Source organism: Shewanella khirikhana, from assembly GCF_003957745.1.
Taxonomy (GTDB): domain Bacteria; phylum Pseudomonadota; class Gammaproteobacteria; order Enterobacterales; family Shewanellaceae; genus Shewanella; species Shewanella khirikhana.
This window is the reverse complement of record NZ_CP020373.1, coordinates 1,799,958-1,826,594: the sequence shown is the minus strand read 5'-3', so window position 1 is coordinate 1,826,594 and position 26,637 is coordinate 1,799,958. Positions and strand designations below refer to the sequence as shown.

Genomic DNA, 26,637 nt, shown 5'->3' with positions numbered 1-26,637 from the left:
TTACTCTCCAGTGCTCGGCTGCTCGCCCGGGGCGCGGGTGGGTTGGTATCGGGGCGCTACTGATGCAGGGGATGCGATAAAGTCGCCAAGCTCACCGAGTTTGCCGCTGTGACACAGCGCCAGCAGTGGCAGCCACAGGTCGGCGGCACGCTGCACAAAGTCGTCACTGATAAAGTCCTCCGGGAAGCGCAGCAGGCGTTGCTGGTGGGGCTCATTGGCTTCACCAAGGCCGTTGCCGTCTTGCCACACCTCTTTAAGGCGCGCTTCCAGACTGCTGATGTCGGTATCGCCTTCGGCAAGGGCTTCGGCGGCCGCCATGGCCATGGCTGGCACCAGCGTGGATGGTTGCTGCTGGGCGGCCTCATAGATACCGTAAAGCGCGTTTAATCTGGCCAGGGCCGCACTGGCATCCAAAGGGGCCATGGCGTGGAAGTGGCCCACATCCAGAAGGAAGCTGAAGCCGCTGCGATTTGCAGCGCAAAGACACAGATGCCGCAGGTAAAGGGCAAGAAAATCCTTTGGTTTGGCGCTGCCTGGGCGGGTGACAAGCAGCCCCTTGGGGTAAACCTGCTCCAGCGTTCCGGTGAGGGTGATACCGCTATCCAGCAGCAGATTGAGGCTCAGGGTTTCGCCAGCCACATCGCCCATCAAAAATCGGCTTCGCTCGAGGAGCGGCGCCAGATCGCGACAATAACCTCTGAACATCAGGCTATCGAAAGGCGCCATGGGCATCAGCCCCTGACCACCGAGGCGCTCGCCCAGCGCATCCAGGGTGCCGGGCTCGAGGCTGGGTTCAACCGCGAGCGCGGTTTCCAGCATCTGCAGCTGCAGCTGATAACGCTCGAGGGCATTGAGCTCAAAGGGCTCGGCATCTTCAAGGGCATCGAGTCGCAGTGATAGATCGAGTCTTAAGCGCCGCTGGCAGAAAAACTTCACCGGATCGCGGAAAAAACGAATCAAGGAGGCGATATCCAGGGTTTTATCGTCGCTGTCTTCAGTGTTTTTGTCGCCGTGCTGTTCGGCTTCGCTCAGGGGGCCGTCGATAAAGGGCCTGGGGGCGAGCACATTGGCGGGGCACCACTGGGCGGCAAAGCTGGTGGTCAGTGTCGCTGCATCAGACGTATCTTCCTGTTGAAACAGCTTAACATCAAAGGGTTGCAGTGGCTGCTGCTGAATAAGCCTTGGGGCCAGACTGGCATCCGCGGCGCCGGGAATAAAGGCGCTGAGCTCACAGCAGTCCAGCAGCTCACTGACCAGCATAGACGGCGTCCGCTCGCTGTCGTCCCGCTCGCTGCGACCGACAAAGCTGATATAAAGTTGGCTGCGTGCTGACAAAAGTGCTTCCAAAAACAGGTATCTGTCATCGAGCCTGCGGGAACGATCGCCCCGTCTGGCACCGGTTCGCGCCATCAGATCGAAGCCCACCGGGTGCTGCACCCGTGGGTAGACGCCATCGTTCATTCCCAGCAGGCACACCAGCTTGAACGGGATGGAGCGCATGGGCATCAGGGTGCAGAAATTAACTGAGCCTGCCAGGAAACGCTGGCCGACCCGGGACTCGGTGAGTTTGCTGCCAAGGTGCGCCTGAAAGACATCAAGTGGCAGGCTGTCCAACTCTCCTGCTTGCAACAGCATCTCTTTGGTTTGATTGAGGGTATCGCGGATCTGGCTGATATCATCCAGGCTGGATTCATCGGCGTCGAACAGGGTACCGAGCAGGGTAAACAGCAGCTCGAACTTGGCCTCCAGGCTCGCGGCATCGCCAAAGTCGTGGCTGAAATTATCCAGCACTTCAATAAAATCGAGCAGCTTACCGACGCATTGGGCCTGCTGACCTTCAATGCCGGAAAACGGTAAGGTTCCCTGATAAAAATCGGCCTCATCACCCAGGGCGTACCCGAGTAAAATCCGCCTGATCCCAAAGGCCCATGAGTGTTTATCAAAGGCTGGCAGCCCCAGCGCCTCGCGGCTTTTGGCATCCCGCCCCCAACGCACACCGGCTTGCTCCAGCCAGTCGGTAAGCCGTGCCAGCTCCTCTTCATCAAGACCAAAGCGGGACATCACCGCCGGCACTTCCAGCAGACTTAAGATTTCCGTCAGACCAAAGCGGCTGTCGGTGATATCCAGCAGGGTTAGAAACGCATGAATAATGGGGGATTCCTGCGCGGCGCCCCGGTCGGCAATGGCATAAGGAATGTAATGCTCGCTGCGTTTGGAGGCGAATACCGCATCGATAAAGGGTGCATAAGCTGCCACATCCGGCAGCATCACCACGATATCCCGAGGCGCGAGCGAGCCATTGGCACCGCTTAACATGGCAAGCAGATGGTCGTGCAGGGTTTCTACTTCCCGAAGTGGGCTGTGGCAGCTTCGAAGGCACAGGCTGTTGTCGCCGGGCGCAAGTGGCAGTTTGCCTTCCTGCTGCTGGTACCGCTCGAGGGTGGCGCAAAGTGGGCTACCGGCAACCTGCATATCGAGGATATCGGCCTGCAATCTGCCAAGCAGAGTATGTGGTTCAGGCGCCTGATATTCGCTGTCGTCTATTTCGAGATGCGTTTCCGGCAAACTGAACACCAAATCGAGCAGTTCACGGCCCATTTTGCCGTTTGCCGCCAACAGCGGGTTGCCGACCTCCAGGGTATCTTCCCAGTGAGCGGGCAGCATCTTGTCTTCGCTGTACTTAAGCGCAAGCCTGGCACGTTGCCGTGGGTCGAGAATATCGCCCCAATATTGGCGACAGGGGCTGAGGCTTAACATGGTTACCGGAATGCGACAGCCAAGGGCATGCAGTACCTCAAGCGTTTGCGGTGGCAGTGATGAAATACCAAACACAAACAATCTGGAAGGCAGGGCATGCAGCGAGGTGGCCGGATTTCTCAGCGCACTGACAAGCTCGGCGTGCAGGTTGGCCCTGTGCCAATGACTGTGGCCAAGCTCGTCACGATTATATTGGACCAGGGCGCGCCAGAGGATGGGTTGCCAGCGGCAGTTATCGGCTACCTCGGTTTGATTGGCAAAGGGATTGATGGTCAGTGGCGCGTCTTTGTCGTAGTTTTTGTCGTAGTTTTTGTCGTAGTTGTCCAGCGAAAACAGCGGCTGCTGCGGCGCTGCATCTATGTGTTGCTCCCACGCAAGGATCCAGTCCGGACGGTACACCAGATACTGATCGAATATATCCGCAATACGCCCGGCCAGCTGGAACAGCTTTAACGCAGAATCCTGGGTGAGATAGTCTTTCAAGGGCTCAAAATGGGGCGCATCGACCAGCCGTGGCAGCAAGGCCATCAGTTTCCAGGTCATGGCCTCCTTGGTAAAAGCGTTTTCCTTGGGAACCCCGGGAATGAGGGCGTAGCACAGCGACCAGATAAAGTTGGATGGCAGCGGAAATTCAAGTGCGCCGGCAATGCCGTTGTGGGCGGCAATCTCAAGTCTGAGCCAGGTGGCCATGCCGGGGCTTTGCACCAGAATATGCTCTGGGGAAAGCACATTGGCGCAGCTGTGGGTCAACTCTTTGGCCAGCCGCGCGGCGAGGCGTTCCATCTGGTTGGATTGAACGAGTGTGAACATGCTTTCCCTTCTATCTGGTTGCACGGCGTCTTTCCCGCGCCAATGCCAAGGCTTTCCCGCTGCAATGCTAAGACTTGACGGACATGTCGATTAGGGCGGTTTTCATTGCATTCACTGCCCGAAAAAGCTGCAAAGAGTGGCCAAAATAAGCCGACTGCCACGTCAAGGCCGCAAACGCTAGGTCTTATCGTCCGTAAGTAAAAAATGATTGTATGAGACCTACTTAGCCGGTTCAACCGCCTTGGGTTCAACCGTTGATGCTTAGAGCAGGATTTTTGCGCTGGGCAGCGTTTTAAAGCCGTGAGCGTTTTAAGCCCTGAGCGTGTTAAGGCTTTAGCGCCTAAGAGCTCTGAGTCACTGTGCCTTGCTTACGGATCGCCCGGGCGAGACGGCGGCTTTGACGTACAAACTGCTTCTCGGCGCTTTTGCCGTTATCTTTGTTGTGGCCGGTATTCTGATAGCGCAGTGCCGTAAAACGGCCTATCCAGTGATTGATGGCAGTTTGCATCCCAGGCAGCGCCATGGCAGCGCGCTGGCTGTAATCGATAGGGCCTTCGCCGGGAGCCCGTGGCAGGGCGATATAAGTTAAGGCGCGCTCAACCAGCAAAAAGCCCTTGATAGGGGCGGGGCATTTTTGCGGCAGTCGTAAAATGCCAGCCTGCCAGGCGAGCAGCAGCATAATAAGCGCTGCAACTGAAATCACAAAGGCAATCAAGCGGGAGCGGTTTACGCTGCCAAGTAATTGATTCAGCATGCCTTCACGGCGCTCGTTATCAAAGCCGAGCACCCAGACACTCCAGTAATAGTCGATGCTGGCAAGGCGCATTCTAAGCTCGTTAAGCCAGGGGATGTCTTTGACCCTGTGGGGGCTGAACTGGTTGTTGGCAAGGTAGCTTTCGTCTGAGTTAAAGGCGGCATCAAAGCCATCCAAAATTCGCGACGAGGCTATCATGGAGGTGGGGTCGAGTCGCACCCAGCCTTTGCCATCGAGCCAGACCTCGCTCCAGGCGTGGGCCATGTACTGATAGACACTCACATATCCGCCATTTGGATTGAACTCGCCGCCCTGGTAGCCGGTTACCATCCGTGCCGGAATGCCTGCCGCGCGCGCCATAAAGGTCAGGGCAGATGCATAGTGCACACAAAAACCCTGTTTATTGTCGAATAAAAAGTCATCGATTTGCGCGCTGCCAACCGGCGGGGGCGAAAGGGTATAAAAATACGCCTCCTCACTGAAGCGGCGCATTAGCTGATTTAAAAACGCGTCGGCAGAGGGATGTTGTTGCCAGATTGCCCTGGCAAGTTCGCGGGTTCGTGGGTTGCTGTTTGGCGGCAGTGTCAGATTAAGCCGTCGCACTGGCTCGGACAGGTTTGCGTCCATGGGCGTACGGTATGCTTCTGCGCGGTACTGGAAACGGCCATCGAGCTTGCGCTGGGCCAGCAGACGATAATCGGGCAGGTTAAATACGCCGCTGCTGGCGGAGAAGGCCACATCGAGGCCGAACAGCCAGCGCTGACCACTGGGCTCAGCTATCACTTCATAGCTTAAGGCCTGCGCTGCGGCGGGCTTATCACGGCTGTTGCCAAGCATATAGGCTTCACGTTCCCAAAGCTTGATGCCATCGTCCTGACGCCAGTGTTTGCCATCGTAGTCTTCCAGCACCAGGGCGCGCCAGTAAAGCTCAGGGTTTGCCGGGGGCGGGCCATCGAATTTGACCCTGAATGCCAGCGCATCGGAGCGGGTGAGTTTGCTGATGTCGCCAAAGCCCACTTCATCAGACAGCCCCGTGGTAGCGGATTTGAGGCTTGGCACCATCCACAGTGGCGGCAGACGTGGCAGCACCAAAAACAGCAGCAGGGCCAGTGGCAGGCTTTGCGCCACCAGTTTGAATGACAGGTAATCGGACTTGCTGCGGCCAAGGTATAAAGACAGCAGCGCCTGGGTATTGAGCCACACCAATGCCAGCGCCAGCGCCGCGGCACCTATTCCCTGACTGTCGATAAGATTGAGTGCTATCAAAAAGTAACCCACCAAAATCACGGTGCGCACATCGCGCTTATCGATGATTTCAATGGTTTTCAGGCTATAACCCAAAATCAGCAGGTTCATCAGCGCGTTAAGCAGGCCGATTTGGCTGCCAACCAGTGCCAGGGTAATGGCGGAGGCAATGCCTAAGGCGGTGACCAGCCAGCGCGGCGGGCGGGCAACCTTGCCAAAGAAAATCCCAAGGCGCCACACCAGACAGATAGCGCTGATCCCAAGTGACCAGGGCGTGGTTTTGTCGGCAAGGGGGATGACCAGGGCTAAGTGGGTCAGCAGCAGCCAAAACAGGGTGCTGCGGGCAATGATTTCTTCGGCACGTTTGGCCCACATCATGATGCGGCCTCTTTATTTTCGACTGCTTTGTTATCAGCCGCCCTGGTATGGGGGGGGGGTTGGGCCTGGGTGTTGCCATTTGCTGGCTTTTGCTTATCAGCTTGTTGCCCCTGCGTGAGATACTCACGCCGATAAGGCGCATCGAAGGTGGCCATGGCGGTCTGGCAGGCCAGGCGGTGGGGCTCTCCGCTGCCGGGCGGAATTTCCACCCCGGGGAGGATAAGGCCATACACTTGCTGGCGCGCGGCAAGCTCATCCACCCAAAAGGACAGCAACGACAGCTTCTCTTCAAGTGTGCCTTCTTTCAGGGAGTCCAATGCCAGCCACTCGGGTGCGCCCTGTGGACGGGCAAAATCCTTGGAGAGCATCCCCCGGCCCTGGGCAAGTTGTTTCCAGGCAACCTGCTTAAGAGACTCACCCGGGATGTAGGTTCTGAGCCCCTGATATTCATCCATGCCGGTAACCAGCAACCCGGCCTCGTTTTCACTGCCAGCTTCTGCGTGGGCAAAGGGCGGCATCTTGCCTTCTTGATGGCTGGCAAATACCGGATGTTCGATGGCGAGGTCAACCCAGGTCCAGGTGCGCATCAGGCCAAGGGGAAAGCGGGATTCGACTTTGAGTCGTCCGGGGTTTAGCAGCCCCCGTTTTTCGGTTGGCACAGGCACCAGCACTGAGGCATCTTCATCAAACACCGACAGATACACGGGCGTGACCCCGGGATAGGCCAGCGCCAGCTGATGCACATCGCGCGCGGCACTGACCGACAGCGGCATCGCCAGGGTTTCACCGGCGTAGATGGGGGGCAGCGGTCGCCGCTTGAGGGTAACCCCTTCCAGATTGCGGTAGCTGTAAATCATGCAGGTAACAAACAGACTGGTCAGCAGCAGAGAAATAGCCAATATCAGGTTGTTCTGATAATTGGTGCCGAGCAAATACAGCAGTAAGGTCAGCACCAGCCACGCCAGACCAAAGCCGCTGGGCAAAATGAAAATGCCTTTGTGACTTAAGGTTTGTTCGGTTGAGGGCGGCAACCGTTTGGCTAAAAAGGGCTCCAGGCGCCGTGCGAGAGGTTTTGCCATGGGTTAACGGATAGGGTTAACACTGGCAAGAATACGCTGCGCCAGGCTTTCGCCCTGATGCAGACTGCTGCTTCTGAGGCGATGCTGCGCCACGCACACAAACACAGCCTGAATATCTTCCGGCACCAAAAATTGCCGTCCGGCGAGGAAGGCCCAGGCCTTGGCACTGGCCAGCAGTGCCTTGGTTGCCCGGGGGGACAGACCATAGCCTTCGCCCTGAGCACGGGTTTCTTCCACCAGTGCCAGCAGGTATCCAAGCACGGCATCGGATGCACTCACCTTATCGACCTCGGCCTGCAGCTGCATCAGCCCCATTGGGCTGACACACTGTGGCAGGCTGCCGGCAGGATCTTCGCCTTTGCCTTTGAGCATAGCCAGCTCGGCTTCACGGCTGGGGTAGCCCAGGGAAATCCGCATCATAAAGCGGTCGAGCTGGGACTCCGGCAGGGGGAAAGTGCCCGATTGATCGGTGGGGTTTTGAGTGGCAATCACAAAAAAGGGTTTTGGCAGCGAATGGGTGTTGCCATCCACCGTGGTTTGACCTTCGGCCATGGCTTCCAGCAGCGCACTTTGGGTTTTGGGGCTGGCGCGGTTGATTTCATCGGCCAGTACCATTTGTTTGAACAGCGGACCTGGATGAAACACAAATTGATTGAGTGACTTATCGTAAATCGACACCCCAAGAATATCGGCGGGCAGCATATCACTGGTGAACTGGATGCGCTGATAAGACAGCCCCAGGCTTTTGGCCATGGCCTGACTGAGACTGGTTTTGCCCATGCCGGGCAAGTCTTCGATAAGCAGGTGGCCCCTTGCCAACACGCAGGCCAGTGCCAGGCGGATCTGCCGGGACTTACCAAGCAGTACCCGTTCGAGTTGCGCGATGAGGTTTTCAAGCTCGGTGGCGTTCTTGGCGGCGGTATTATCCTGCATGTGATTCCTTCAATCCTTAATAACGGGATGAGTGTGCACTCTTATATCGGGATGAGTGTGCACGCTAACCCGTTTGAGCCTTGCATTAACTATAACTATGCGCAATTTTAACTATGCGCAATTTTGGCCGGTCATTCCAGCTTGGCAGCAGCCGTGGTGGCAAATGTGCCCTGGCACTTGTTTGCCTAGGGAAGGTGCGAATAAGTCCCGTGCTTGTTCTGCGTGTGCTTAAAGTGGATAGATGCAAGGCACAGTTCGCAGCGAATGGCCCTAGTCCTTCGCAAGAGCTGTAACGCAGCAGATACCGCTGTAAGCCACGCCCTGCGGGGCTTTGATAGCAACACCATTTCGGCGTTATTCAACTTCAGCAGGCCTCAGCATGCCCTCAGTTGAATGCCTTGAACTGTCGCTGCTATCAAAGCCAGAGCTGTGCGACGACTTGTTCGCACATTCCCTAGAGCTTGGCGTGCTTGTCGCTTTGAGCTTGGCGATTTGGCGCTCGCCTGGTGCTTACCGGCTGGTTTGTTCCTGGGCGAGGTCAGCCAGAAGCCTGATCACTTTATCCGAAAGTAATTCTTTTACCACGGGTTTTATGAATTGGGCCTGAAAAAGGAAGCCTTGTGCCAGGGTAAAACCAATATCAGCTACCGCTTGTCGCTGCTGCTCGGTTTCAATGCCTTCGATAACGGTGAACTTACCTGTGCTGTGGGCGTAGCCGACCAGCGACTCGAGTAGCTTACGCTCGGGGCCAATATGCAGCCGGTTTAGCCAGTGGCGGTCGAACTTTATCCAGTCCACCCGAGACAGCAGCTCCAGCGACAGCATGGCATGGGGGGCGCCAATGTCATCCAGCGCAACCGCAACTCCCGCCGCCTGTAACGAGGATTGCAGCGATAATGCCATTAGCGCATCACTGATGCAGGTGTTCTCAATCAGCTCAACCACCAACTCGCCCCGCGCCTGCAGCATGGGCAGCAGCGCCCCCTGAAGCTCTGGAGTCAGGCTATGAGGGTCGAGATTAACAAACAGCGGCGCCCCTTTTGGCGCCAGTGAAAGTTGCAGCCGCTTGGCGGCAAATTCGGTTTCGGCCAGCGCGGCCGGGCAGGCGTGCAGGCAGTCAAACACCCGATTGGGCGCTATGGATGAGCCATCCTTGGTATAAAAACGAGCCAGGGCTTCATAGCCTCTGGGCTTGCCGGTTTGCAGACAGACAAGCGGCTGAAATTCACAGCCCAACATCAGGGCAGTTGCGGGAGAGCTCATGGAAATCAACAAAAGTTGCAGAGTTTGGAATGGTAATTATTATCATTAATGACGATGGCGCAACCCAAGACAAAAGTTTTACGGTTTGAGGCGCGTTGATTGCGCTAAAACTGAACAGGGAGCCGCCTGGCTCCCTGTCTGAGATGGAAAGTGACTTCGCGATTGCCGCTTTAATAACTGAAGTTCAGCTCCGCATCGGTAAAGAGTGGTGTGGGCTCGCCTTTTCTGTGCTCATAAATCAACCGGTAGCTGAATACCGCCTGCACATATTCACGGGTTTCCCTAAAGGGGATGGACTCGATAAAGGCCATCACGTCCAGCTTTCCCTGCGTGCGGGCAAGCCAGGCATCGACCCGCGAGGGGCCTGCATTATACGCCGCCGTGGCCAACACCCGGTTGTTGTTGTAACGCTCAAGCAGGGAAGCGTAATAGGCGCTGCCAAGGCGAATGTTGTAGGCAGGTTCATAGAGTCCCGCTTCACCCTTGTACTTAAGCCCTTGCTTTTTAGCGGTTTGCTTGGCGGTGGCGGGCATCAGTTGCATCAGGCCGCGGGCGCCCACGCCAGATACCGCCGCAGGGTTAAAGGCACTTTCGCGGCGGGCAATGGCTCTAAGCTCCTCTTTATTGAGCTTATGGGCCTTGGCTGCCTTGCTGAACCCCTCGTCTTCGGCATTGGGGAAGCGCATCGACAGATCATCCCAAAACTTGCCCTGAATAGAGGCGTCTACCGCCAGCGCGTACAAACCTTTGGATTCGGCCCAGCGGCCATACTCGGCTTTGCGCTTATCGTCACCGCGGCCCAAAAGCTGCAGCCATTCACTGCGGGCCTGTTTGGGGCGATCCAATGCCAAAAACTCCTGCATGCGGGCAAAGCCCTTATCGCTTTTCAGGCTTGGCAGATCAAAGCCGGTTGCAGCAGGGGTGTGGTTCAGACTTGGGGCGCTTTTTTGCCGGTCGGCGAGCGCAAAACCGTAAAAGCTGCGGTCCGCCAGCAGGCTTGCCTTGGCGTTGGCAATGGCGTCTGCGTCCTGCCCGAACAGGGTTTGCCAGTACTGCCAACGGTCTTTGCCAGCGGTGTCAGCGCTCAGCAGCGGCAAAAAGCGGCTGAAGGCGTCTTTGTCGTTATCACGCAGGGCCCAGCGAAGCCGCATCTCGGTTAAATCGTCGGAGGCCAGGGCGGGGAGGTGTTTATCGCAATATGCCTGCAGCGACTCCTCCTGACGGATCAGTGCCCGGCGCACGAGATACGCATGCAGCTCCTTTGCCTGGGTCTTACTGAAGCGGCCGGCCTTTTCATACTTAGCCATTAAGGCTACGGCTTCTTCAAGATCTTTACGGGCCAAAGACTTAAGCGCGAGCTCCACCATTTCGGCCATCACAGGGGCCTTGGCGCGATAGCGCTCGGTATGGCGCAAGTTACGAGGGTCTTTATAGAGTGCCAGTAACTTTTGCGCTTCCTTGGGATGATTGGTGACCTTCTGGGCAAGATAGTTCAGCAATTTGCCTTCACGGGCCTCGAAGGCAAGGAACATCCGGCTCCAAATCATTTCCTGGGTGCGATAGCCCGCCTTGGTCCACAGGTTGAAAAGGGGATCGCACTCTTCCGGACGGGAGCGGCCATCAAGCCAGAGTCTGCGGGCGCCATCGTAGCCTTCGCTGGTGGCACCTGTGACGATTTTGGCCTGATAGAAGTAGCACTGCAGCACGGTATCGCGGGGAGCATCGGGGCTCAGGGTAAGAAAATCGCCCCAACGGCCCGCGGCGCCAGCGGTTTTCAAGTAGCGATAGCGGGCGCTGCCCAGCAGCGGGGTATTTTCAAATTCGCCTAAAGCTTTAAGCGCCTGTTTTCCTGGGGCTTTTACCAGTTCATCCATGTTGGTGTTGAAGTCCAGATACACTGTCAGCGGATAGTCATCCAACTGCTTGCGAAGGCGCTTGAATGTGCTGTTATCGCCCGCGCGCAGGGCCTTTTCAGCCTCTACAAACTGGCGACGTTGCTCCTGAATGTCTGCCTTGGCGGTGGCCGAAAACAGCACCAGAGAGCTGAGACAAATGCCGTAAAACTGCTTCAGCATGGGGAATAATCCTCCGTGATCCTGATGTCTCTAATTGGGTTGCAACCGGGGCGCCGAAGCGGCGCTTTCCTGCACGGGTGACTCGGTCAGCTCGTCTTCCAAATCGTCGAGGGTCTCATCCAGCGCCTTGTCCAGCAGCTGTTTATCGAGCTGCTTGCTGCTTTGCACCCCTAGTTTGTGCATCTGGTGTGCCTGACGAATAAGGTTGCCGCGCCCGGATGCAAGTTTCCCCATGGCGGACTGATAGCTTTTTTGTGCCGTCTCGAGCGAGCGGCCCAGTTTTTCCATTTCATCCACGTAGTTGCACAGCTTGTCGTAAATGCGGCCAGCGGCATTGGCAATCTGCTGGGCGTGCTGATTTTGGTACTCGTAACGCCAGATATTGTGGATGGTGCGCAGCGCCACCAACAGGTTAGTGGGGCTGGCCAGCATGATGTTGTGCTCAAGGGCAAAACCCACGAGGGACGGGTCTTGCTCCAGCGCCAGCAAAAAGGCGGGCTCCACTGGAATAAACATCAGTACGTAGTCGAGGGTTTTCAGGCCATGGAGCTTGTGATAATCCTTTTGAGACAAAAGCTTGATATGGTTTCGTACCGATTGTACATGCTCTTTGAGTGCGCCCTGGCGTTCAAGCTCGTCAGTTGTATTGAAGTAGCGCTCATAGGCGGTGAGGGACATCTTGGCGTCTATCACCACGTCTTTGTCGCCGGGCAGGTGAACCACCACGTCGGGTTTGAACTTCTGACCGTTGTCGGATTTGAGCTCCTGCTGGGTGTGGTATTCGTGGCCTTCACGCAGGCCGCTTTCTGTCAGCACCCGTTCCAGAATCACTTCGCCCCAGTTGCCCTGTTGCTTATTGTCACCCTTAAGTGCGTTGGTGAGGTTAATGGCATCCTGACTCATGCGCAGGTTAAGCGCCGCCAGTTGTTCAAGCTGATGCTTAAGGGTGCTGCGCTCGGCCTGCTCGATTGAATAGGATTCACTGACTTGCTTTCTGAATCCGTCAATCTGCTGCTTTAATGGTCCGATAACGGTATCGAGTTGCAGTAAATTCTGGCCTTTTAACTGTTCAGCTCTTTGTTCAAAAATTTTGTTGGCAAGATTTTCAAATTGCAACTTAAGCCGCTCTTCGGCTTCTTCTAGCAGCGCCAGTTTCTCTTCAAAGCTTTTACGTTCAACCTCGAATTTGGCACTGAGACTCTGCTGCATGGCCTGGGCTTTGGCGGTTTCGAGCCGGGCTTCCATGAGCTGGCGACCACTGTCGGCCAGGTTTTGCTCAAGGGTTGGTAAGCGGCTGGCCTTGGCATTGGCTTCCCCCAAACGCTGGCTGACGTCTTCTAGGCGGCTTTGGAGAAAATTAACTCTGTCTTCTTTGTCATCGAGCTGAACCTTGGCTTCTTCAAGCTGGGTTTCCAGGGTATCGATGGCGGCTTGATGCTGGCTTTGACGCATGGCATCCAGGCTGTCCCAACGTCTGCGGGTAAGAATTTGATTTCCCAGGGCGCCAATCATCAAAAAGAGGCAGGCAATGGCGGCGATGGCAATCCACTGGGGAACGGAAAAAAGCTCAAGCGGGGTCATGGCGTTCCTAAATCGGGTCCGATGGCGCTAAGCTTGGCATGGGCGATTACCCCCTTCAAGGGTCTAAAGCATGATAATTGTCCAGACGGACAAAAAATTGACGAGCCCATGAAAGAAGTCCGACCTTTTTCTTGTCTAATCCTCTGTGGTAGGTGACTTATTTTGGAGTAGCAGCAGATGAAATCCTTCTCCCGTCGGCGAAATCCGGTGAAACCTTCATGGCAATTGAGTGAGTCAGAGGTGACTCCTGAGTCCCTGTTTCATGACCGCCGGGCACTCATAAAGGCGCTTGGCCTTGGAGCCATTGGTGCGAGTTTGCCAGGCTCGGTGCATGCCGGACTGTTTGATGTGTTTTCCAGTAAAGAAACCAGCGCATTTGTGCGTGAGCCGTTAAGTTTTGTGAAAGCACCCGGATTTGATGGCGCAGGAGAAGTACTGACGCCGGAAGATAAGGTCATCAGTCACAACAATTTTTATGAGTTTGGTACCTCCAAGTCAGACCCTGTTGCCAATGCCCAGGGGCTGAAAGTGGATCCCTGGCTGTTGTCTGTTGAAGGTTTGGTGGATACGCCGTTGCAGCTCGATTACGACGACCTTATCAAGTCGTTTGGTCTTGAAGAGCGCATCTACCGGCTGCGCTGTGTTGAAGCCTGGTCGATGGTGATCCCCTGGGTTGGTTTTCCGCTGGCGGCGCTGCTTAAAAAAGCCGGAGTGAAGGCGGGGGCGACCCATGTCGCATTCGAGACACTGTTTTCCCCTGACGAAATGCCCGGCCAAAAGAGTCGTTTGATGGGCGGTGGCATTCATTACCCTTATGTTGAGGGGCTGACGCTTGCCGAGGCGATGAACGATTTGTCGCTGCTCAGTGTGGGCCTGTATGGCAAAACCCTGCCACCACAAAATGGCGCGCCTGTCCGGCTGGTGGTGCCCTGGAAGTATGGTTTTAAGAGCATCAAATCCATCGTCAAAATCCGTGTTACCGACAAGCAGCCGCCCACCAGCTGGAATCAGTTGGCGCCCCATGAGTACGGTTTTTACGCCAATGTGAACCCTGACGTGGATCATCCGCGCTGGTCCCAGGCCAGTGAGCGGCGCATCGGCCCCGGCGGGCTTTTTTCTGCCAGCCGCATCCCCACCTTGCCCTTTAATGGTTATGGCGAACAGGTGGCGGGGCTCTATAAAGGGCTGGATTTAAAGAGGTATTATTGATGAAACTGGGCAGCCGCAGCCTGCTGGTATTAAAAACCCTGTTGCACCTGGGCTTTATGCTTCCTCTGCTGTGGCTGGTGTGGGGGGTAATGACAGAGCGCCTCGGCGGCGATCCTGTGCAGTACCTTATCCATTTTACCGGTAAAGGGGCGCTGCACGGGCTGATGCTTACCTTGCTGGTTTCGCCCCTCGCCAAGTGGCTTAAACTGGGGGCGCTGATGCAATGCCGGCGCCTGCTGGGCCTGTGGGCATTCGCCTATGCGGTAATCCATTTGGCACTGTTTTTAAGTCTGGATCTGCTGTTTGCCTGGGGATTGCTGCTGGCAGAAGTGATCAAGCGGCCTTATCTGGTTGTAGGTATGATATCACTGCTTATTTTGCTGGCGCTGTCGCTGACATCCCCCAATGGTGTGCGCCGCAGGCTTGGGCGCAGCTGGCAGACGTTACACAATCTGGTGTATGTCGCGGCCATTCTGGTGCCGGTGCATTACCTGTGGTCGGTCAAGTCGGAAGTGATTGAGCCGGGCATCTATCTGGCGCTTTGCATCGGGTTGCTGTGGCTTAGGAAAGATAAGCTGATGCGAATGCTGGCCCGCTACTTACCTCAGCGGGGGGAGCTGGACACATAACCCTTGGGCGCGCCCCGTTTGCAGGCGTACATGTTCTTGTCGGCCACTTCCAGCAGGGCTTCGATATTGGAGCCATCTTCCGGGTAGAAGGCCACGCCAATGCTCACGTCTATCAGCAGATGCACGTTTTGAAAACCGATATCCTGATGCAGCTTGTCCAGTAGTTTCTCGACCACCACATCAAGCTGCTTTGGTGATTCAATAGGTTCAAGCCACACCACAAATTCATCGCCGCCGAGGCGGGAAATCATGTCCGACTGGCGCAGGGTGTAAGCGATGCGACGGGCCACAGTGATCAGCACGTGATCGCCGATGTTATGGCCGTAATTGTCATTGATGGGTTTGAATTTATTGATATCGATAAACAGCAGGGCGCCTGTGCCGCCGTTGCGCTGCAGTCGCTTGAGGCTTTGTTCGAGAATACGGGCGAAGGCATTGCGACTGTAAACCTGGGTCAGGGGATCGTGCTCGGCTTCGTACTTGAGCTTTTCTTTTTGCAGCTGCAGCAGTTCGGTGCGCTTGTTTACCTCATCCTGAAGATCGGCGCGGCTGATGGTAGAGTCTTTAAGCTCCTGCTTCATGCGATTGAAGTGCTGACTTAAGGTGGTGAACTCGGGATTCTCGACTTCTTCCGGTACCTTGCTTGCCATATCACCGCTGGCAAGCTGGCGAATGCCGCTCTCAAGGTTATCCAGGCCACGGCGGAACAGCTTGAGGGTATTGAGGTTAAACAGGATCACCACGGTTTTGGACATAAACAGCAGCAGGGCAATCACCACCAACATCAGCTTTTTGGCTTCGTGCTGGCGCGCCACCAATTGATGTCGCAGTTCGCCCACTTCGTCCTGCATCGACAGCAAAATGGTGTTGATGCGGGCCATCAACATATTCAGATTTTCGCTGTTCAGCGCGTCCTGTGTTCGTGGATAAAGCCCCATCAGGGTTCTGAGGTTGGTGTTGGCCTTTTCTATATGGCCAAGCCTGGCATTCTGATGTTGGTTGAGTTCCAGTAGCTGAGCATCCAGGGTTAACGATAAATCAATCGCCCGTTCCAGCGCCTGAAAGTCTTCGTATTGGCGCAGCTGCCACAGCTCGCCTGAAAGCTGAGACAGGGTTATTTGCAGCTCCTGATATCGGTAGCTGTTGTTGTAGCCCTGATTATCGAGGTACATGATGTAACTCAAAATCCCCATCATCACCACCAAAAACAGTGATGAGATAATCACCGCAAGCTTTAAGCGTCCTGCCAATGTCATGGTGTGCCTCCCGGGCCGCCCATTTGTCCGTGCAGCGCATTGAGCGCTGTGTCATCGATAAAGTCGCGAAAATCCGGCGCCACTGACTGTTCAACATAGCCCGATGAGATGGCCCAGTGGGCCTGGGACAACAAATCCAGCTGCAATGTTTTATCCAGCGTCAGGTGAAAGTGATAATCGGGCCAGTAGCTATCGATTTCACTTGCGGGGATCTTGAGATAGTCACTCACTACCGCCCGGGCTTCGTCCGGCTGGTTATGAATAAGCTCAATGGCATCCTCAAGGGCCTTCAGTAGCGCCGTGTGCACACTGTGTTTGGCCTGCACATCATCGCGCTTTGCCATCAGGTTAAACGACAATCGATACAGCCCCTTGGTGGGTAGCTGGAAACCTTCGTCCTTCAATGATTGCGCAACCTGATTGGCGTAGGGCTCCCACAGCGACACCATATCCACTTCATTGTTTTGCAGCGCAGGTCCCAGCTGCTCAGGCGGCAGATACACAGGGATAATGCCGCTTGGCTCAACCCCGTGCAGCATCAGCGCCGAGTGGAAAAAATACTCGCTGGCACTTGCCTTAATCATGCCAACCCTGTGTCCGGCAACATCCTCAAGCGACTCAATGCCGGTGTGGCGGCGCGCGGTGAGTTTGACGTCATTATCAGAGGTGACAAAGGTGGCAATCAGTGAAAAGTCGTTGCGTTTAAAGGCGTTGTACATGGCCACAGATTCTGAGCTGGTGGCCAGATCCACTTCACCACTTACCAGAGCTTCGAAGCAGCGGTGGCCGCCATGGTAGAGCTTTATCTGTACTTCGAGCCCTTGCTTTTTAAACAGGCCGTACTTGTCGGCTAAGATAAAAGGACTGGATAGCGGCGTGGATGAAACCGCAATGGTTAACGGGGCTGAAAACACAGGTTTGGGATTGCCCATTACTATCAGCAGGTACAATCCAACTGCCAGTAGTGAAATCAGCCCAAAACCAATCGGTCTCATATTTCCCCGCGCCCCTGAAAACCCATACTAAAGTGTAGTGTGCTTTATCGGAACACGCATTAACATGGAGAAAATGTGTCCAGTTCCGGCGGGAAGGAGTAGTGCTTATGTTGAGTCAGATCCTGAGAAATATTCGAATATCCCGAAGAATGTTGTTGATGTTGGTGTTGTCTGTGGTTGCCACCCTGGCGATGTTTTTCTATGCCTTCAGCAGCATGAACACTGTATTGGTGCAGGAAAAGGAGGCGCGGCTGCGATCCCTGACCGATTTGGCGGTCAGCATGATTGATGGCTACCACCAGCAGGCCAGCAGCGGCGTTATCAGTGAAGAAGCGGCCAAAGCGGCAGCGCTGGCGGCCCTCGATGGTCTGCGCTACGCCGGCAACGAGTATTACTTCACCATTAATCGTCAGGGGGAGATGATCCAGCATCCCTTCGCCAAAAAGTTGGTCGGCACCAATGTGCGTGAAATGGCCGATCCCAACGGCGTGAAGCTCTTCAGTGAAATGATCCGCCTTACCGAGCGCAGCGACTCTGCGCTGGTGCATTACATGTGGAACAAACCCGATGCCAAGGCGCCAAGCCCGAAAATGAGCGTGGTCAAACGCTTTGACGACTGGGGCTGGATTGTGGGAACCGGCATATATGTGGATGACATCGCCGCCCAGGAGCAGGCCTTCGCCTGGCAATACCTACTGATATTTGTATTGGTGTGGGGCCCTGTGCTGGCGCTGCTGCTGGTGATAAGTCGCAGTGTCACCGAGCCGCTCAAACAAACGCTGACCGCATTCAAAGACATTGCCGAAGGCGAGGGCAACCTGACACTGCGCCTGAAAGAAGATGGCAAGGATGAACTGACCCAGGTGGCTGCCTACTTTAACCTCTTTATTGCACGCATTCAGGAGCTGGTAAGCTCGGTGCGCGACTCGGTGGAAGACAGCCGTACCCTGGCGATGGGGCTGTCGCAAATTGCCCATCAGGCCACAGATGTCACCCAAAGTATGCAGCAGGAAACCGAAAGCGTTGCCACGGCCATCAATGAAATGGCGATGACGGCATCGGAAGTGGCCTCAAATGCCCAGTTGGCGGCGCAGTCGGCTGTGAATGCTGACCGTCAGGCCGACAGCACAAATCTGGTGGTGAATAATGCCATGGAGCATATTCGTAAGCTGTCGAGCGAGCTGGAACTGACCACTGAGGTTGCAAGGGAGCTGCAGCTAAGCTCGGGCGAAATCGGGCAGATCTTGGATGTGATTGTGGGCATTGCCGAGCAAACCAACCTGCTGGCGCTGAACGCTGCCATTGAAGCGGCCCGTGCTGGAGAGGCCGGACGCGGCTTTGCGGTGGTGGCCGACGAAGTGAGAACCCTTGCCAGTCGCACCCAGGATTCAACCCGTGAAATCAATGGCATTATCGAAGCTATCCGCGCCGCGGTGGACAGAGTCAATGCCTCGGTCAGCCGTGCCAAGGATCAATCGCAGGAAACCGTGGGCGAAACCGCCCAGGTAGTGGATGCCCTTGGCGAAATCAAACAGGCGATTGCACAAATAAACGATATGAATACCCAAATAGCGGCAGCAACGGAGCAGCAAAGTGCGGTGATTGCCGAACTTAACCTGAATATTACCCGCATGAATGATATTTCCCGGGATAATCAGGCAAAAAGTGAAGCTGTGGGTGAAACCAGCGATCGTATTGAGCAGGACTCACGACAAATGGAAGCCATCATCGCGGTATTCAAGGTATAACGGGAATATAAAAAATCAGGCCGCATTGGCGGCCTGATGAATTATTTCTTGCGGCTATCAAGACCGGCCATAATCTCCAACACTTCGTTATACGACAGGTTTAATTCTTTGGAGAGATTAATGACTTTGGTTTTATAAGTCTGGATGCTTTCTTTTTGGGCCAGATCGGCCTTTTTATCGGCAACCCACTCGTTTACTGCCTCTTGCAGCAGCTCCATACGGCGCAGGCTGTAGTCGAGTGAATCCAGATACTTACGCATTTGCTGCTTGTTTCTGGCCTGTTCCAGATCCGTGGACAGTTTCTTTTCGTAGCCGTATTCATCCAGAGCGGCAATTGCTTGTTGTAAATCGATTTCGGTTGTCATCTTAGCTTCACTTTACCTGTACAGATTACAGTACAAACCGACCGACCCGGGTGACGGGTCAAAAAAGGAACGTCGATTATAAAGAATAGACCACAAGAGATAAAGGAGAGTCGTCTTCTTGAGCCACAATATTCAGCGCGTTACAGTGGTACGATGAGATGAAAAAGTGAAATGCGCTGTGGCAGGATAATCACAGCCTTAATCGAACAAAGGGTTTTGCCAGTAGGTAAGGCTCAATAAATCGCAATATCAGGGAGATAACCCATGCACGACCTGTTACCGGACTTGTTTGATGAATTCAGTGAACACCTGCAGTTATTGGCTGCAGATTGGCGCCAGTTTGGCGGCAAGCGCATCTTCTATGGCGAAGTTGTCACCGTCAGCTGTTTTGAAGATAACTCCCGGGTGAAGGAAATTCTGGCCACGGCCGGTCATGGCAAAGTATTGGTGGTGGATGGCGGCGGCTCGCGCCGAAAGGCTCTGCTTGGCGACTTAATTGCCAAATCAGCGGTGGACAACGGCTGGGCAGGGGTCATTATCCAGGGCGCTGTGCGTGATGCGGGCACCCTTGCCACCCTGCCACTGGGGGTACAGGCACTTTTTGCGGTACCGATTAAAACAGAACGTCGTGGTTTAGGCGATGCAGGTGTTACCATTAGCATTGCCGGCGTCACCGTTAATCCCGGTGACTGGATTTATGCCGACGACAACGGGATAGCCATCTCCCACGATGCCTTGCCCATTATTGAACAGGATTAAACAGGACACGCAGGATGAAACTGATTAAATGGATCTTGGTTGCCATTGTACTTTTAGTGGCACTGCCGGTGATTTACATCACCCTGATTTTTGACCCCAACGACTTCAAACCCATGCTGGTGGATGAAGTGAAAAAGCAAACCGGCCGCGAGCTGGAGATCACTGAGCCGCTGTCATGGCAGCTGTTCCCCTCTATTGGGATCCGTCTGGCTGGCGTAAGTCTGTCAAACCCACAGGGCTTCAGTGAAAGCCGAATGATGGCGGTGAATGAAGTGGTGGCAGAAGTGAAGTTGCTGCCGCTGCTGAGCCGCGATGTGCAAATCGATCAGCTGAAAATTGATGGTGCCAAGCTGACACTGATCACCACCAAAGATGGCCGCACCAGTTTCGATGGCCTGAGCAAGGGCGGTGATAAAGCGCCCAAAGCCGAAACCACCGAAGGCAGTGGCCCGGGCCTCAGCGCCATCGCCATTGGCGGGATCAGCATTACCGACACCGGCATCACCCTGATTGATGAAGCCGCTGGCAGCCGTCAGGAATTCACGTTGGAATCCCTCACCCTGGGTGAATTTACCCCGGGCAAGGCCACACCACTTGAGATAAGTTTCCGCGCCGATACCCCGGATGTGAAGCTTGGCGGTGAAGGCAGTGCCACCCTTACCGTGAATGACGCGCTGAATGCCCTCGATTTGGCAGGCTTTAAACTGGCGCTGGATGCCAAGGGCGCCTCTCTGCCCAAGGGGGAGGTTAAGGTGCTCTTTAACGGCGGCGTGAAGGCCGACCTTGCCGCTCAAACCGCAAGCCTTGCCGTGGATTCATTGAAGGTGATGGACGTGGAAGGCAAGGGCAGCATCGATGCCAACTATGGCCGCAAGGTGCCGCAGGTGAAAGTGAAACTGGCGCTGGGTGCCATCGATGTGGATGCGCTTTTGGGTACTGATAAGGCCGATAAAGCAGCGGACGCCAAGGCGAAAGGCAATGAAAGCGCCCAGCCCGCCCAAACTGAACCCGATTTAACCGGCATGAAGGCCGTTGACGCTGCGCTTGATTTAAGCATCGCCTCTGTCAAGGTGTCGGGGTTGTCGACCCAGGACTGGAAACTCAAGGCCAATCTCAATGGCGGCGTGCTGAAGGTCGATGAACTTTCGGCAGGGCTTTACGGCGGAAAACTGAGCGCCAGTGCCAGTCTTGACGGTCGGAAAAAAGTCGCTTCTTACAGCTTTAATAAGGTTATCAGCGGCGTACAAATTCAGCCGCTGTTGAAAGATGCTGCTGAGGTGGACTTACTGGCCGGTACCGCCAACTTCAATATTCAGGGTAAGGGCGTGGGCCTGGTGCCTGAGCGCGCCAAGCAAAACCTCGTTGCCAACGGTAAGTTTGAAGTGGCAGACGGCGCGCTTTACGGCGTGAACGTGCCGCAGATGATCCGCGGCGCCCAGGCCAAGCTCAAGGGTGACTTGAGCACAGAAGGGAATGTGGAGCAAAAGACCGACTTCTCCAGCCTGACCGGCTCGATTGCCATCGCCAACGGCAAGGCCAACAACCCGGATCTGCTGATGCTGTCGCCATTGCTGCGGATTTCCGGTAACGGCGGCGCCGATTTGCTGGCTGAGACCCTCGACTACAAGCTGTCTACCAAGGTGGTGGGATCGCTCGAAGGTCAGGGCGGTAACACGGCGCTGTCGGGCGTGGATATTCCCCTTGCCATCAGCGGCAGCTTTACCGAGCCCAAGTTTGCGCTCGACACAGAAGCGCTGATGAAAGGCCAGCTCAAGCAGGAAACTGACAAGCTGAAAGACAAGCTCAAAGATTCGCTGTTCAACAAGCTGGGCGGTAAATAATGCACCCGCGTTGGCAGACAGGTGCGCTGCTTGTGTTTTTGCAGCTTGGTGCCTTTACGGCAGTTGACGCCTGGGCGCTGGAACTAAATCCAGCCCAGGATTCAACTCGGGACGCAACTCAGGACGCAACTCAGGACGCAGAGCAGGCTGCAGCGAACAAACCGGCGGCAACGGGCGAAACCCAGGGAGTGGCTAAGATGCAGGACGCACAGGCAACAGCGCCTCTGCAAGGCAGTTTAAGCCTGATAGAAGTGAGCGCCGAATATCAGCGCTGGCAGTTGGATGTGAGCCATAGCGGCAATGGTAGCATCAGCGCCCACTTTCGCTCAGGTATGAGTGCCGACCTTAAGCTTAGCGGCGCCAATGGTGAGCTTATCTGGGCATGGTCTGATGAGATGATGTTTACCCAGGCGCTTCGTGAGGAAACCATCAGTGCCGGCGGCATTCTGCAATTTCGCTTCGATGTGCCAAGGCGCCTTTTGGATGGCTGCGGCGGTGAGTGCCGTTTAACCGCCGAGTTTGCCGGGCGCAGCGCAGATGGCCAGGAGTTGATGCTCCCCACAGTTATCAGCTTATAGCAGTGCTTATATAGGATGCATTGCCGCATCCGCCAACAAAAAAGCAGCCCTATGGCTGCTTTTTCATTTTGATGAATGTTTGAACGTGAAAGCGTTCGGATAACTACTTAACTGCCGCTCAGCATCACCGTCAGGGTTTGCCCTGGGCGAATGGCGGCGCTGGAAAGCTGGTTCCAGCTCATCAGCTCGGATACCTTTACCTTGAACTTTTTGGCAATCACCGACAAAGAGTCGCCACTTTTCACCTTATAAGTGGTGGATTTAGCGGCCTTTTTGCTGGCAGGCCACACGGTCAGCAGCTGGCCTTTTTTGATAACAGCCTTGCTGCTGAGATTATTCCAGTTGGTCAAATCATCCACGGTAATGCCATGGGCGTTGGCGATTTTCCACAGGCTGTCGCCATTTTTTACCTTATAGGTCTGGGCTTTTTGCGGCGTACCGGCAATGGCCAGATTTTCGGTCACGGCGCTGGCGGGCACCACCAGCTCCTTGCCGGCAATCAGGTTATTGGACTTCATGTGGTTCACCTGCTTAAGCACCTGAGGCGTGGTGCCAAAACGGCGGGCGATAACCGATAACGAATCACCACGCTTGATTTGGTAGCGGCGCCAGTTCACCCGGCTGTCTTCCGGGGTTTGCGCCAAAGCCACAACAAAGTTTTCTACTTTGTCCACGGGGACTATCAGGGTATGTGGGCCTTTGGGGGCGGTCGCCCACTGACGGTAGCCGGGGTTTAAGCTTTTAAGCTCATTCACCGACACGCCTGAGAGTTTGGCGGCCAGACTCAGCTCAATCTGGCTGCCTATGTCCACAACGTCGATAACTGGCTCGTTTTTGATGGCAGGCAGTTTCACCTGATAACGGTCGGCATGTTTGACCACATCTGCCAGCGCCAGCAGGTTAGGCACATAATTGCGGGTTTCTTTGGGCAGTTTCAGTGCCCAGATATCCGTTGGCTTGCCCTGACGCTGGTTGTTTTTTACGGCGCTCAGAACCCGGCCTTCGCCACTGTTGTAGGCGGCAATGGCATAGTGCCAGTTGTTACCTGTCCGATCGTAAAGGTACTCGAGGAAATCAGCAGCGGCCTTGGTGGAGGCGGCGATGTCGTTACGGCCGTCGTACCACCAATTCATTTTCAGGCCAAAGTAGCGCGCCATGGGTGGGGTGAGTTGCCAAAGCCCTGAGGCACTGGCGTGTGACAGCGCATCGGCATCGAAGGCACTTTCGATGGCAGGCAGCAGCGCCAGCTCCAGCGGCAGACCACGGCGGTCGAGCTCTTCCACAATCAAATACAGAAAGGGCTCGGCGCGGCTGAAGATCTGCTCAAGATGGCGCGGATTGGCCAGCAGTCGCTTGCGATAAGGGGCCACGTAGGCTTCGTTGGGGGCTTCCCAATGCATACCATCCTGCAGCCGCTGCCACAGATTTTTCACCTCAATGACGACTTCGTCATGGTGCAGATCCTGCGGCTTTGCAGGTTCGGTGGCCAATACCAGGTTGGTGTCGGTGTCGTCATCGGCAGCCGGACTATTGTCGGGCGTCAGTTGACAGCCGGACAGCAGCAAAAGACCGCCGGCAAACAGTAAGTTGTAGTGTCGCATCAAAAACAGGCAACCCTCATTGTTATTGGTTTTAGCCCTGCCTGGCAGGCATGTTACGCATCTTGGTCAAACAAACGACCGACAAATCATCCGTGGAGTGCGCAAAAAGGCGGATATGGTAACCCAAAGATCAGAAATTGTCTTTCCAGCGCCGCAAAAGGGCGAGGCAGGTCACTGCATCTGTGACTGCTTGCTGCCAATGTGCCGACACGGCAGCGGCTAGCTGCGGCTGCTCGGTACGCAAAAACGGATTGATGGCAAGCTCAGTGGCAAGCACTGTGGGAACGGAAGGCTTACCCAGCTGGCGCCTGGCGTTGACGTCCTGGATGTAGTCAGCAAGTGCCAGATTGTCAGGCTCGACTACGGCGGCGAACTTCAGGTTACTTTGGGTGTATTCGTGGGCACAGTACACCTGGGTATCGGCGGGTAGGGCTTTGATTTTGGCAAGAGAATCAAATAGCTGCTTGGGCGTGCCCTCAAACAGACGGCCGCAGCCTGCAGAAAACAGGGTATCGCCACAAAAGAGGGCGTTATCGATTACAAAGGCCAGATGATCCAGGGTATGACCAGGCACTGCCAACACCTGCATGCTGGGCGGCGCCGCGGCAAGCTCTGGCAACATCAGAGTATCGCCATCGTAGCAGGGCACATCGGTAAACTCCGACGTTGCTGCGCCATACACTTTAAAAGATTCTCCGCGGCTCGATGCCCATTGGCGCAGGTCGCTGATCCCGCCGCTGTGATCGCCATGGTGGTGAGTCAGCAATACGGCGGCAATTCGCAGCCCCTGTTGCTCCAGGGTAGCAATCACAGGTGAGGCGTCACCCGGGTCAACCAGCAGTACGCCATCGCCACCATCAATGGGGCCAAGCATCCAGATATAGTTGTCATTGAAGGCAGCAATAGGTGTGATGGAATACATGGGGTTGCTCGGTAATTAGTTGGACCAGGGCCGAGTGTGTCACGGCATTACGATGAAAGTACAGTGAAAATCCCTTCACTTTCCCGGGGGCTTGATTAAGCCCAATTAATGGTTTTTGCGAACCGGCCCGGGGGCTTATCAGTGCCATCGGCGCAAAATTTGCGGTATGCTGTTGCTACATTACGTCTTTTTCGACACGCCCATGACCAATGCCCCGGGCCCTTGGCAAGCACTGCCAGCCCACCCACAGCTAATGACATCGGTAAACCAGACCCTGGCGCCCTGGTGGCCCAAGGTGTTTGGCTATCATTTGCTGAAACTGGGGGCCTTATCGTCGGCGCTGGATACCTCGGGTTGTAAAATCGGCCATCAAATTACCCTCGACTGCGCCGAAGGCCTGGGGGTTCAGGCCGACTTTCATCAGTTACCCTTCCAAAACGCCTGTATCGATGCGGTGCTGATGAGTCTGCTGCTGGAATTTGAAGGCGATCCTTACCGCATTCTGCGTGAAGTCGACCGGGTGCTTATCAGTGGCGGCTATTTGTTTATTGTTGGCTGTAATCCGCTGAGCAGTCTGTTTTTGGGCAAGTTGCTGCCTTCTCTGCGGGAACAGTCGCCCTGGGATGGCCAGTTCTTCTTACCCTCGCGGGTCCGCGACTGGTTGGGGCTGTTGGGATACCAGGTGGTGAGCGACGAGCGCTTTTTCTACCATCCGCTGATTGGCTCGCCTGAACGTTTTGGCTTCTGGCAGGATGTGCTGCAGGCCTGGCTGCCCGGTGCCGGCAGCTTTTATCTGATTGTGGCGCGTAAAATCGATATTCCTCTCACACCGGTGGGGGCCAAGTGGAAACTCAGGCAGCCCAAATGGTCAACTGCTACCAGCGCAGGCCGCGCCGGACGCATGAGCAAAGCGGGCAGTCAGGGGCAGGGCCGCTGACCCATGAAGATGACCTTAAGACAGCTTGAAGTCTTTGAAGCCGTGGCCCGTCAGGGGCAAGTAAGCCGCGCGGCTGATGAACTTGGCATGACAGGCCCTGCCGCCTCAATGGCACTTGGCGAGCTTGAAAAGCAATTGTCGGTGCGGCTGTTTGAGCGGGTGGGCAACCGGCTTAAACTCAACGCCCAGGGCGCGCAGCTGTTGCCCCTTGCCACCGAGCTTTTACATCAGGCGGGTAAAATCGAGGGGCTTTTTACTGCCCGATCATCAGTGCTTGCCGGCGAGCTTAAAGTGGGCGCCAGTACCACCATAGGTAACTTCCTGCTGGCCAAGTCGGCGGTGGCCTTCGGTCAGCTGCACAGCGAAGCCCTGGTGGATGTCTCGATCCACAATACCCTTAAAGTGATTGAGCAGGTGGCGAACTTTGACGTGGAACTTGGCTTTATTGAGGGCCACTGCGTCGACAGGCGCTTAACCGTTACCCCCTGGCATAAAGACAGCCTTAAGGTGTTTTGCCACCCGGCCCACCCCTTTGCCGGTAAACGGGTGTCAGTGGAAGAGGTGCGTGGTCAACCCTGGGTATTGAGAGAAGAAGGCTCGGGTACCCGTGAAGTGTTTGTGAATGCGGCCCACGATTTGGGGCTGCACCCAGAGGCGCGATTTTGTTTCTCTACCGCCGATGCCATCAAGCTTGCGGTAAAGCAGGGCGCGGGGCTTGGGGTATTGTCGCAGCTGGCGCTGGAGCGTGAGTTCGCCCGGCGGGAGCTGGGCTTGGTGGAAGTGGAGGGCTTGTCGCTCACTCGTCAGTTCTTTCTTATTCGCCACAAGAGCCGCCAGCCAACGGCATTGGCGGAGGCCTTTGTGACGTTTTGCCAGAGTTTTTTCGATATCCGGCCTTAATCCGACTTTTTAGCGTAAGCGG

20 protein-coding genes are annotated in these 26,637 nt (G+C 55.5%); 8 read left to right on the top strand and 12 right to left on the bottom strand.

Annotated elements, in window-relative coordinates; all coding sequences use genetic code 11:
- The 7 genes from recC to rmuC all read right to left on the bottom strand — a co-directional run bounded on the left by recC (nucleotide 1) and on the right by rmuC (nucleotide 12,875).
- Nucleotides 1-3,567: an exodeoxyribonuclease V subunit gamma gene (gene recC, locus STH12_RS07920; protein WP_126167048.1), complete on the bottom strand. Its 3,567-nt coding sequence runs from the start codon at nucleotides 3,565-3,567 to the stop codon at nucleotides 1-3.
- 340 nt (nucleotides 3,568-3,907) lie between these two features.
- A complete protein-coding gene (locus STH12_RS07915; RefSeq protein ID WP_237158790.1) occupies nucleotides 3,908-5,944 on the bottom strand; it encodes a transglutaminase TgpA family protein in 2,037 nt (678 codons plus the stop codon).
- Nucleotides 5,941-7,023 (bottom strand): DUF58 domain-containing protein, encoded by a 1,083-nt coding sequence (locus STH12_RS07910; protein ID WP_126167047.1) that lies wholly within the window; start codon nucleotides 7,021-7,023, stop codon nucleotides 5,941-5,943. The genes STH12_RS07915 and STH12_RS07910 overlap by 4 nt, the downstream gene beginning before the upstream one ends.
- A 3-nt stretch (nucleotides 7,024-7,026) precedes the next feature.
- Complete coding sequence (locus STH12_RS07905; protein WP_126167046.1) at nucleotides 7,027-7,956, bottom strand: AAA family ATPase; 930 nt, start codon at nucleotides 7,954-7,956, stop codon at nucleotides 7,027-7,029.
- Between the two features lie 510 nt (nucleotides 7,957-8,466).
- Nucleotides 8,467-9,219, bottom strand: coding sequence for an EAL domain-containing protein (locus tag STH12_RS07900; protein WP_126167045.1), 753 nt, complete (start codon nucleotides 9,217-9,219; stop codon nucleotides 8,467-8,469).
- A 170-nt stretch (nucleotides 9,220-9,389) separates the two neighbouring features.
- The gene (locus STH12_RS07895) at nucleotides 9,390-11,294 is read right to left on the bottom strand and encodes a transglycosylase SLT domain-containing protein (RefSeq protein ID WP_126167044.1); all 1,905 of its coding nucleotides are present in this window, start codon (nucleotides 11,292-11,294) and stop codon (nucleotides 9,390-9,392) included.
- A gap of 30 nt (nucleotides 11,295-11,324) precedes the next feature.
- Entirely contained in the window at nucleotides 11,325-12,875 is a 1,551-nt protein-coding gene (gene rmuC / locus STH12_RS07890) for a DNA recombination protein RmuC (RefSeq protein WP_126167043.1), read from the bottom strand.
- A gap of 177 nt (nucleotides 12,876-13,052) precedes the next feature.
- Between rmuC and msrP the strand changes: the two genes are divergently transcribed.
- Both msrP and msrQ read left to right on the top strand, forming a co-directional pair.
- Complete coding sequence (gene msrP, locus STH12_RS07885) at nucleotides 13,053-14,084, top strand: protein-methionine-sulfoxide reductase catalytic subunit MsrP (protein ID WP_126167042.1); 1,032 nt, start codon at nucleotides 13,053-13,055, stop codon at nucleotides 14,082-14,084.
- Nucleotides 14,084-14,713 carry a protein-methionine-sulfoxide reductase heme-binding subunit MsrQ gene (gene msrQ, locus STH12_RS07880; protein WP_126167041.1) on the top strand — a complete coding sequence of 210 codons (630 nt, stop codon included), beginning with the start codon at nucleotides 14,084-14,086 and terminating at the stop codon, nucleotides 14,711-14,713. The genes msrP and msrQ overlap by 1 nt, the downstream gene beginning before the upstream one ends.
- Here the strand turns inward: msrQ and STH12_RS07875 are convergent.
- Nucleotides 14,689-15,969: a diguanylate cyclase domain-containing protein gene (locus STH12_RS07875; protein ID WP_126167040.1), complete on the bottom strand. Its 1,281-nt coding sequence runs from the start codon at nucleotides 15,967-15,969 to the stop codon at nucleotides 14,689-14,691. The genes msrQ and STH12_RS07875 overlap by 25 nt on opposite strands.
- A complete protein-coding gene (locus STH12_RS07870; protein ID WP_126167039.1) occupies nucleotides 15,966-16,964 on the bottom strand; it encodes an ABC transporter substrate-binding protein in 999 nt (332 codons plus the stop codon). The genes STH12_RS07875 and STH12_RS07870 overlap by 4 nt, the downstream gene beginning before the upstream one ends.
- Before the next feature lie 107 nt (nucleotides 16,965-17,071).
- Here STH12_RS07870 and STH12_RS07865 point away from each other — a divergent pair, with 107 nt between their 5' ends.
- On the top strand, nucleotides 17,072-18,712 hold the full coding sequence (locus STH12_RS07865; RefSeq protein ID WP_126167038.1) for a methyl-accepting chemotaxis protein: 1,641 nt from the start codon (nucleotides 17,072-17,074) through the stop codon (nucleotides 18,710-18,712).
- A gap of 41 nt (nucleotides 18,713-18,753) precedes the next feature.
- Here the strand turns inward: STH12_RS07865 and STH12_RS07860 are convergent, their stop codons facing one another.
- Complete coding sequence (locus STH12_RS07860) at nucleotides 18,754-19,077, bottom strand: hypothetical protein (RefSeq protein WP_126167037.1); 324 nt, start codon at nucleotides 19,075-19,077, stop codon at nucleotides 18,754-18,756.
- A 264-nt stretch (nucleotides 19,078-19,341) separates the two neighbouring features.
- On the opposite strand from STH12_RS07860, the gene STH12_RS07855 reads away from it, so the two are divergent.
- From STH12_RS07855 to STH12_RS07845, 3 genes are read left to right on the top strand one after another with little or no spacing between them, the layout of a single operon-like run.
- On the top strand, nucleotides 19,342-19,836 hold the full coding sequence (locus STH12_RS07855; RefSeq protein WP_126167036.1) for a putative 4-hydroxy-4-methyl-2-oxoglutarate aldolase: 495 nt from the start codon (nucleotides 19,342-19,344) through the stop codon (nucleotides 19,834-19,836).
- Nucleotides 19,837-19,850: 14 nt separating this feature from the next.
- The gene (locus STH12_RS07850) at nucleotides 19,851-21,677 is read left to right on the top strand and encodes an AsmA family protein (RefSeq protein WP_126167035.1); all 1,827 of its coding nucleotides are present in this window, start codon (nucleotides 19,851-19,853) and stop codon (nucleotides 21,675-21,677) included.
- Nucleotides 21,677-22,255: a BsuPI-related putative proteinase inhibitor gene (locus tag STH12_RS07845; RefSeq protein WP_126167034.1), complete on the top strand. Its 579-nt coding sequence runs from the start codon at nucleotides 21,677-21,679 to the stop codon at nucleotides 22,253-22,255. The genes STH12_RS07850 and STH12_RS07845 overlap by 1 nt, the downstream gene beginning before the upstream one ends.
- A gap of 107 nt (nucleotides 22,256-22,362) precedes the next feature.
- Here STH12_RS07845 and STH12_RS07840 read toward each other — a convergent pair whose 3' ends face one another.
- Together STH12_RS07840 and gloB are read right to left on the bottom strand one after the other, a co-directional pair.
- Entirely contained in the window at nucleotides 22,363-23,856 is a 1,494-nt protein-coding gene (locus STH12_RS07840; RefSeq protein WP_126167033.1) for a lytic transglycosylase, read from the bottom strand.
- Between the two features lie 130 nt (nucleotides 23,857-23,986).
- Nucleotides 23,987-24,778, bottom strand: a complete 792-nt coding sequence (gene gloB / locus STH12_RS07835; protein ID WP_126167032.1) for a hydroxyacylglutathione hydrolase — start codon at nucleotides 24,776-24,778, stop codon at nucleotides 23,987-23,989.
- A gap of 166 nt (nucleotides 24,779-24,944) precedes the next feature.
- On the opposite strand from gloB, the gene STH12_RS07830 reads away from it, so the two are divergent.
- Both STH12_RS07830 and STH12_RS07825 read left to right on the top strand, forming a co-directional pair.
- Entirely contained in the window at nucleotides 24,945-25,715 is a 771-nt protein-coding gene (locus STH12_RS07830; protein WP_418856598.1) for a class I SAM-dependent methyltransferase, read from the top strand.
- A 3-nt stretch (nucleotides 25,716-25,718) separates the two neighbouring features.
- Nucleotides 25,719-26,615, top strand: a complete 897-nt coding sequence (locus tag STH12_RS07825) for a LysR substrate-binding domain-containing protein (protein ID WP_126167031.1) — start codon at nucleotides 25,719-25,721, stop codon at nucleotides 26,613-26,615.
- Nucleotides 26,616-26,637: the final 22 nt, after the last annotated feature.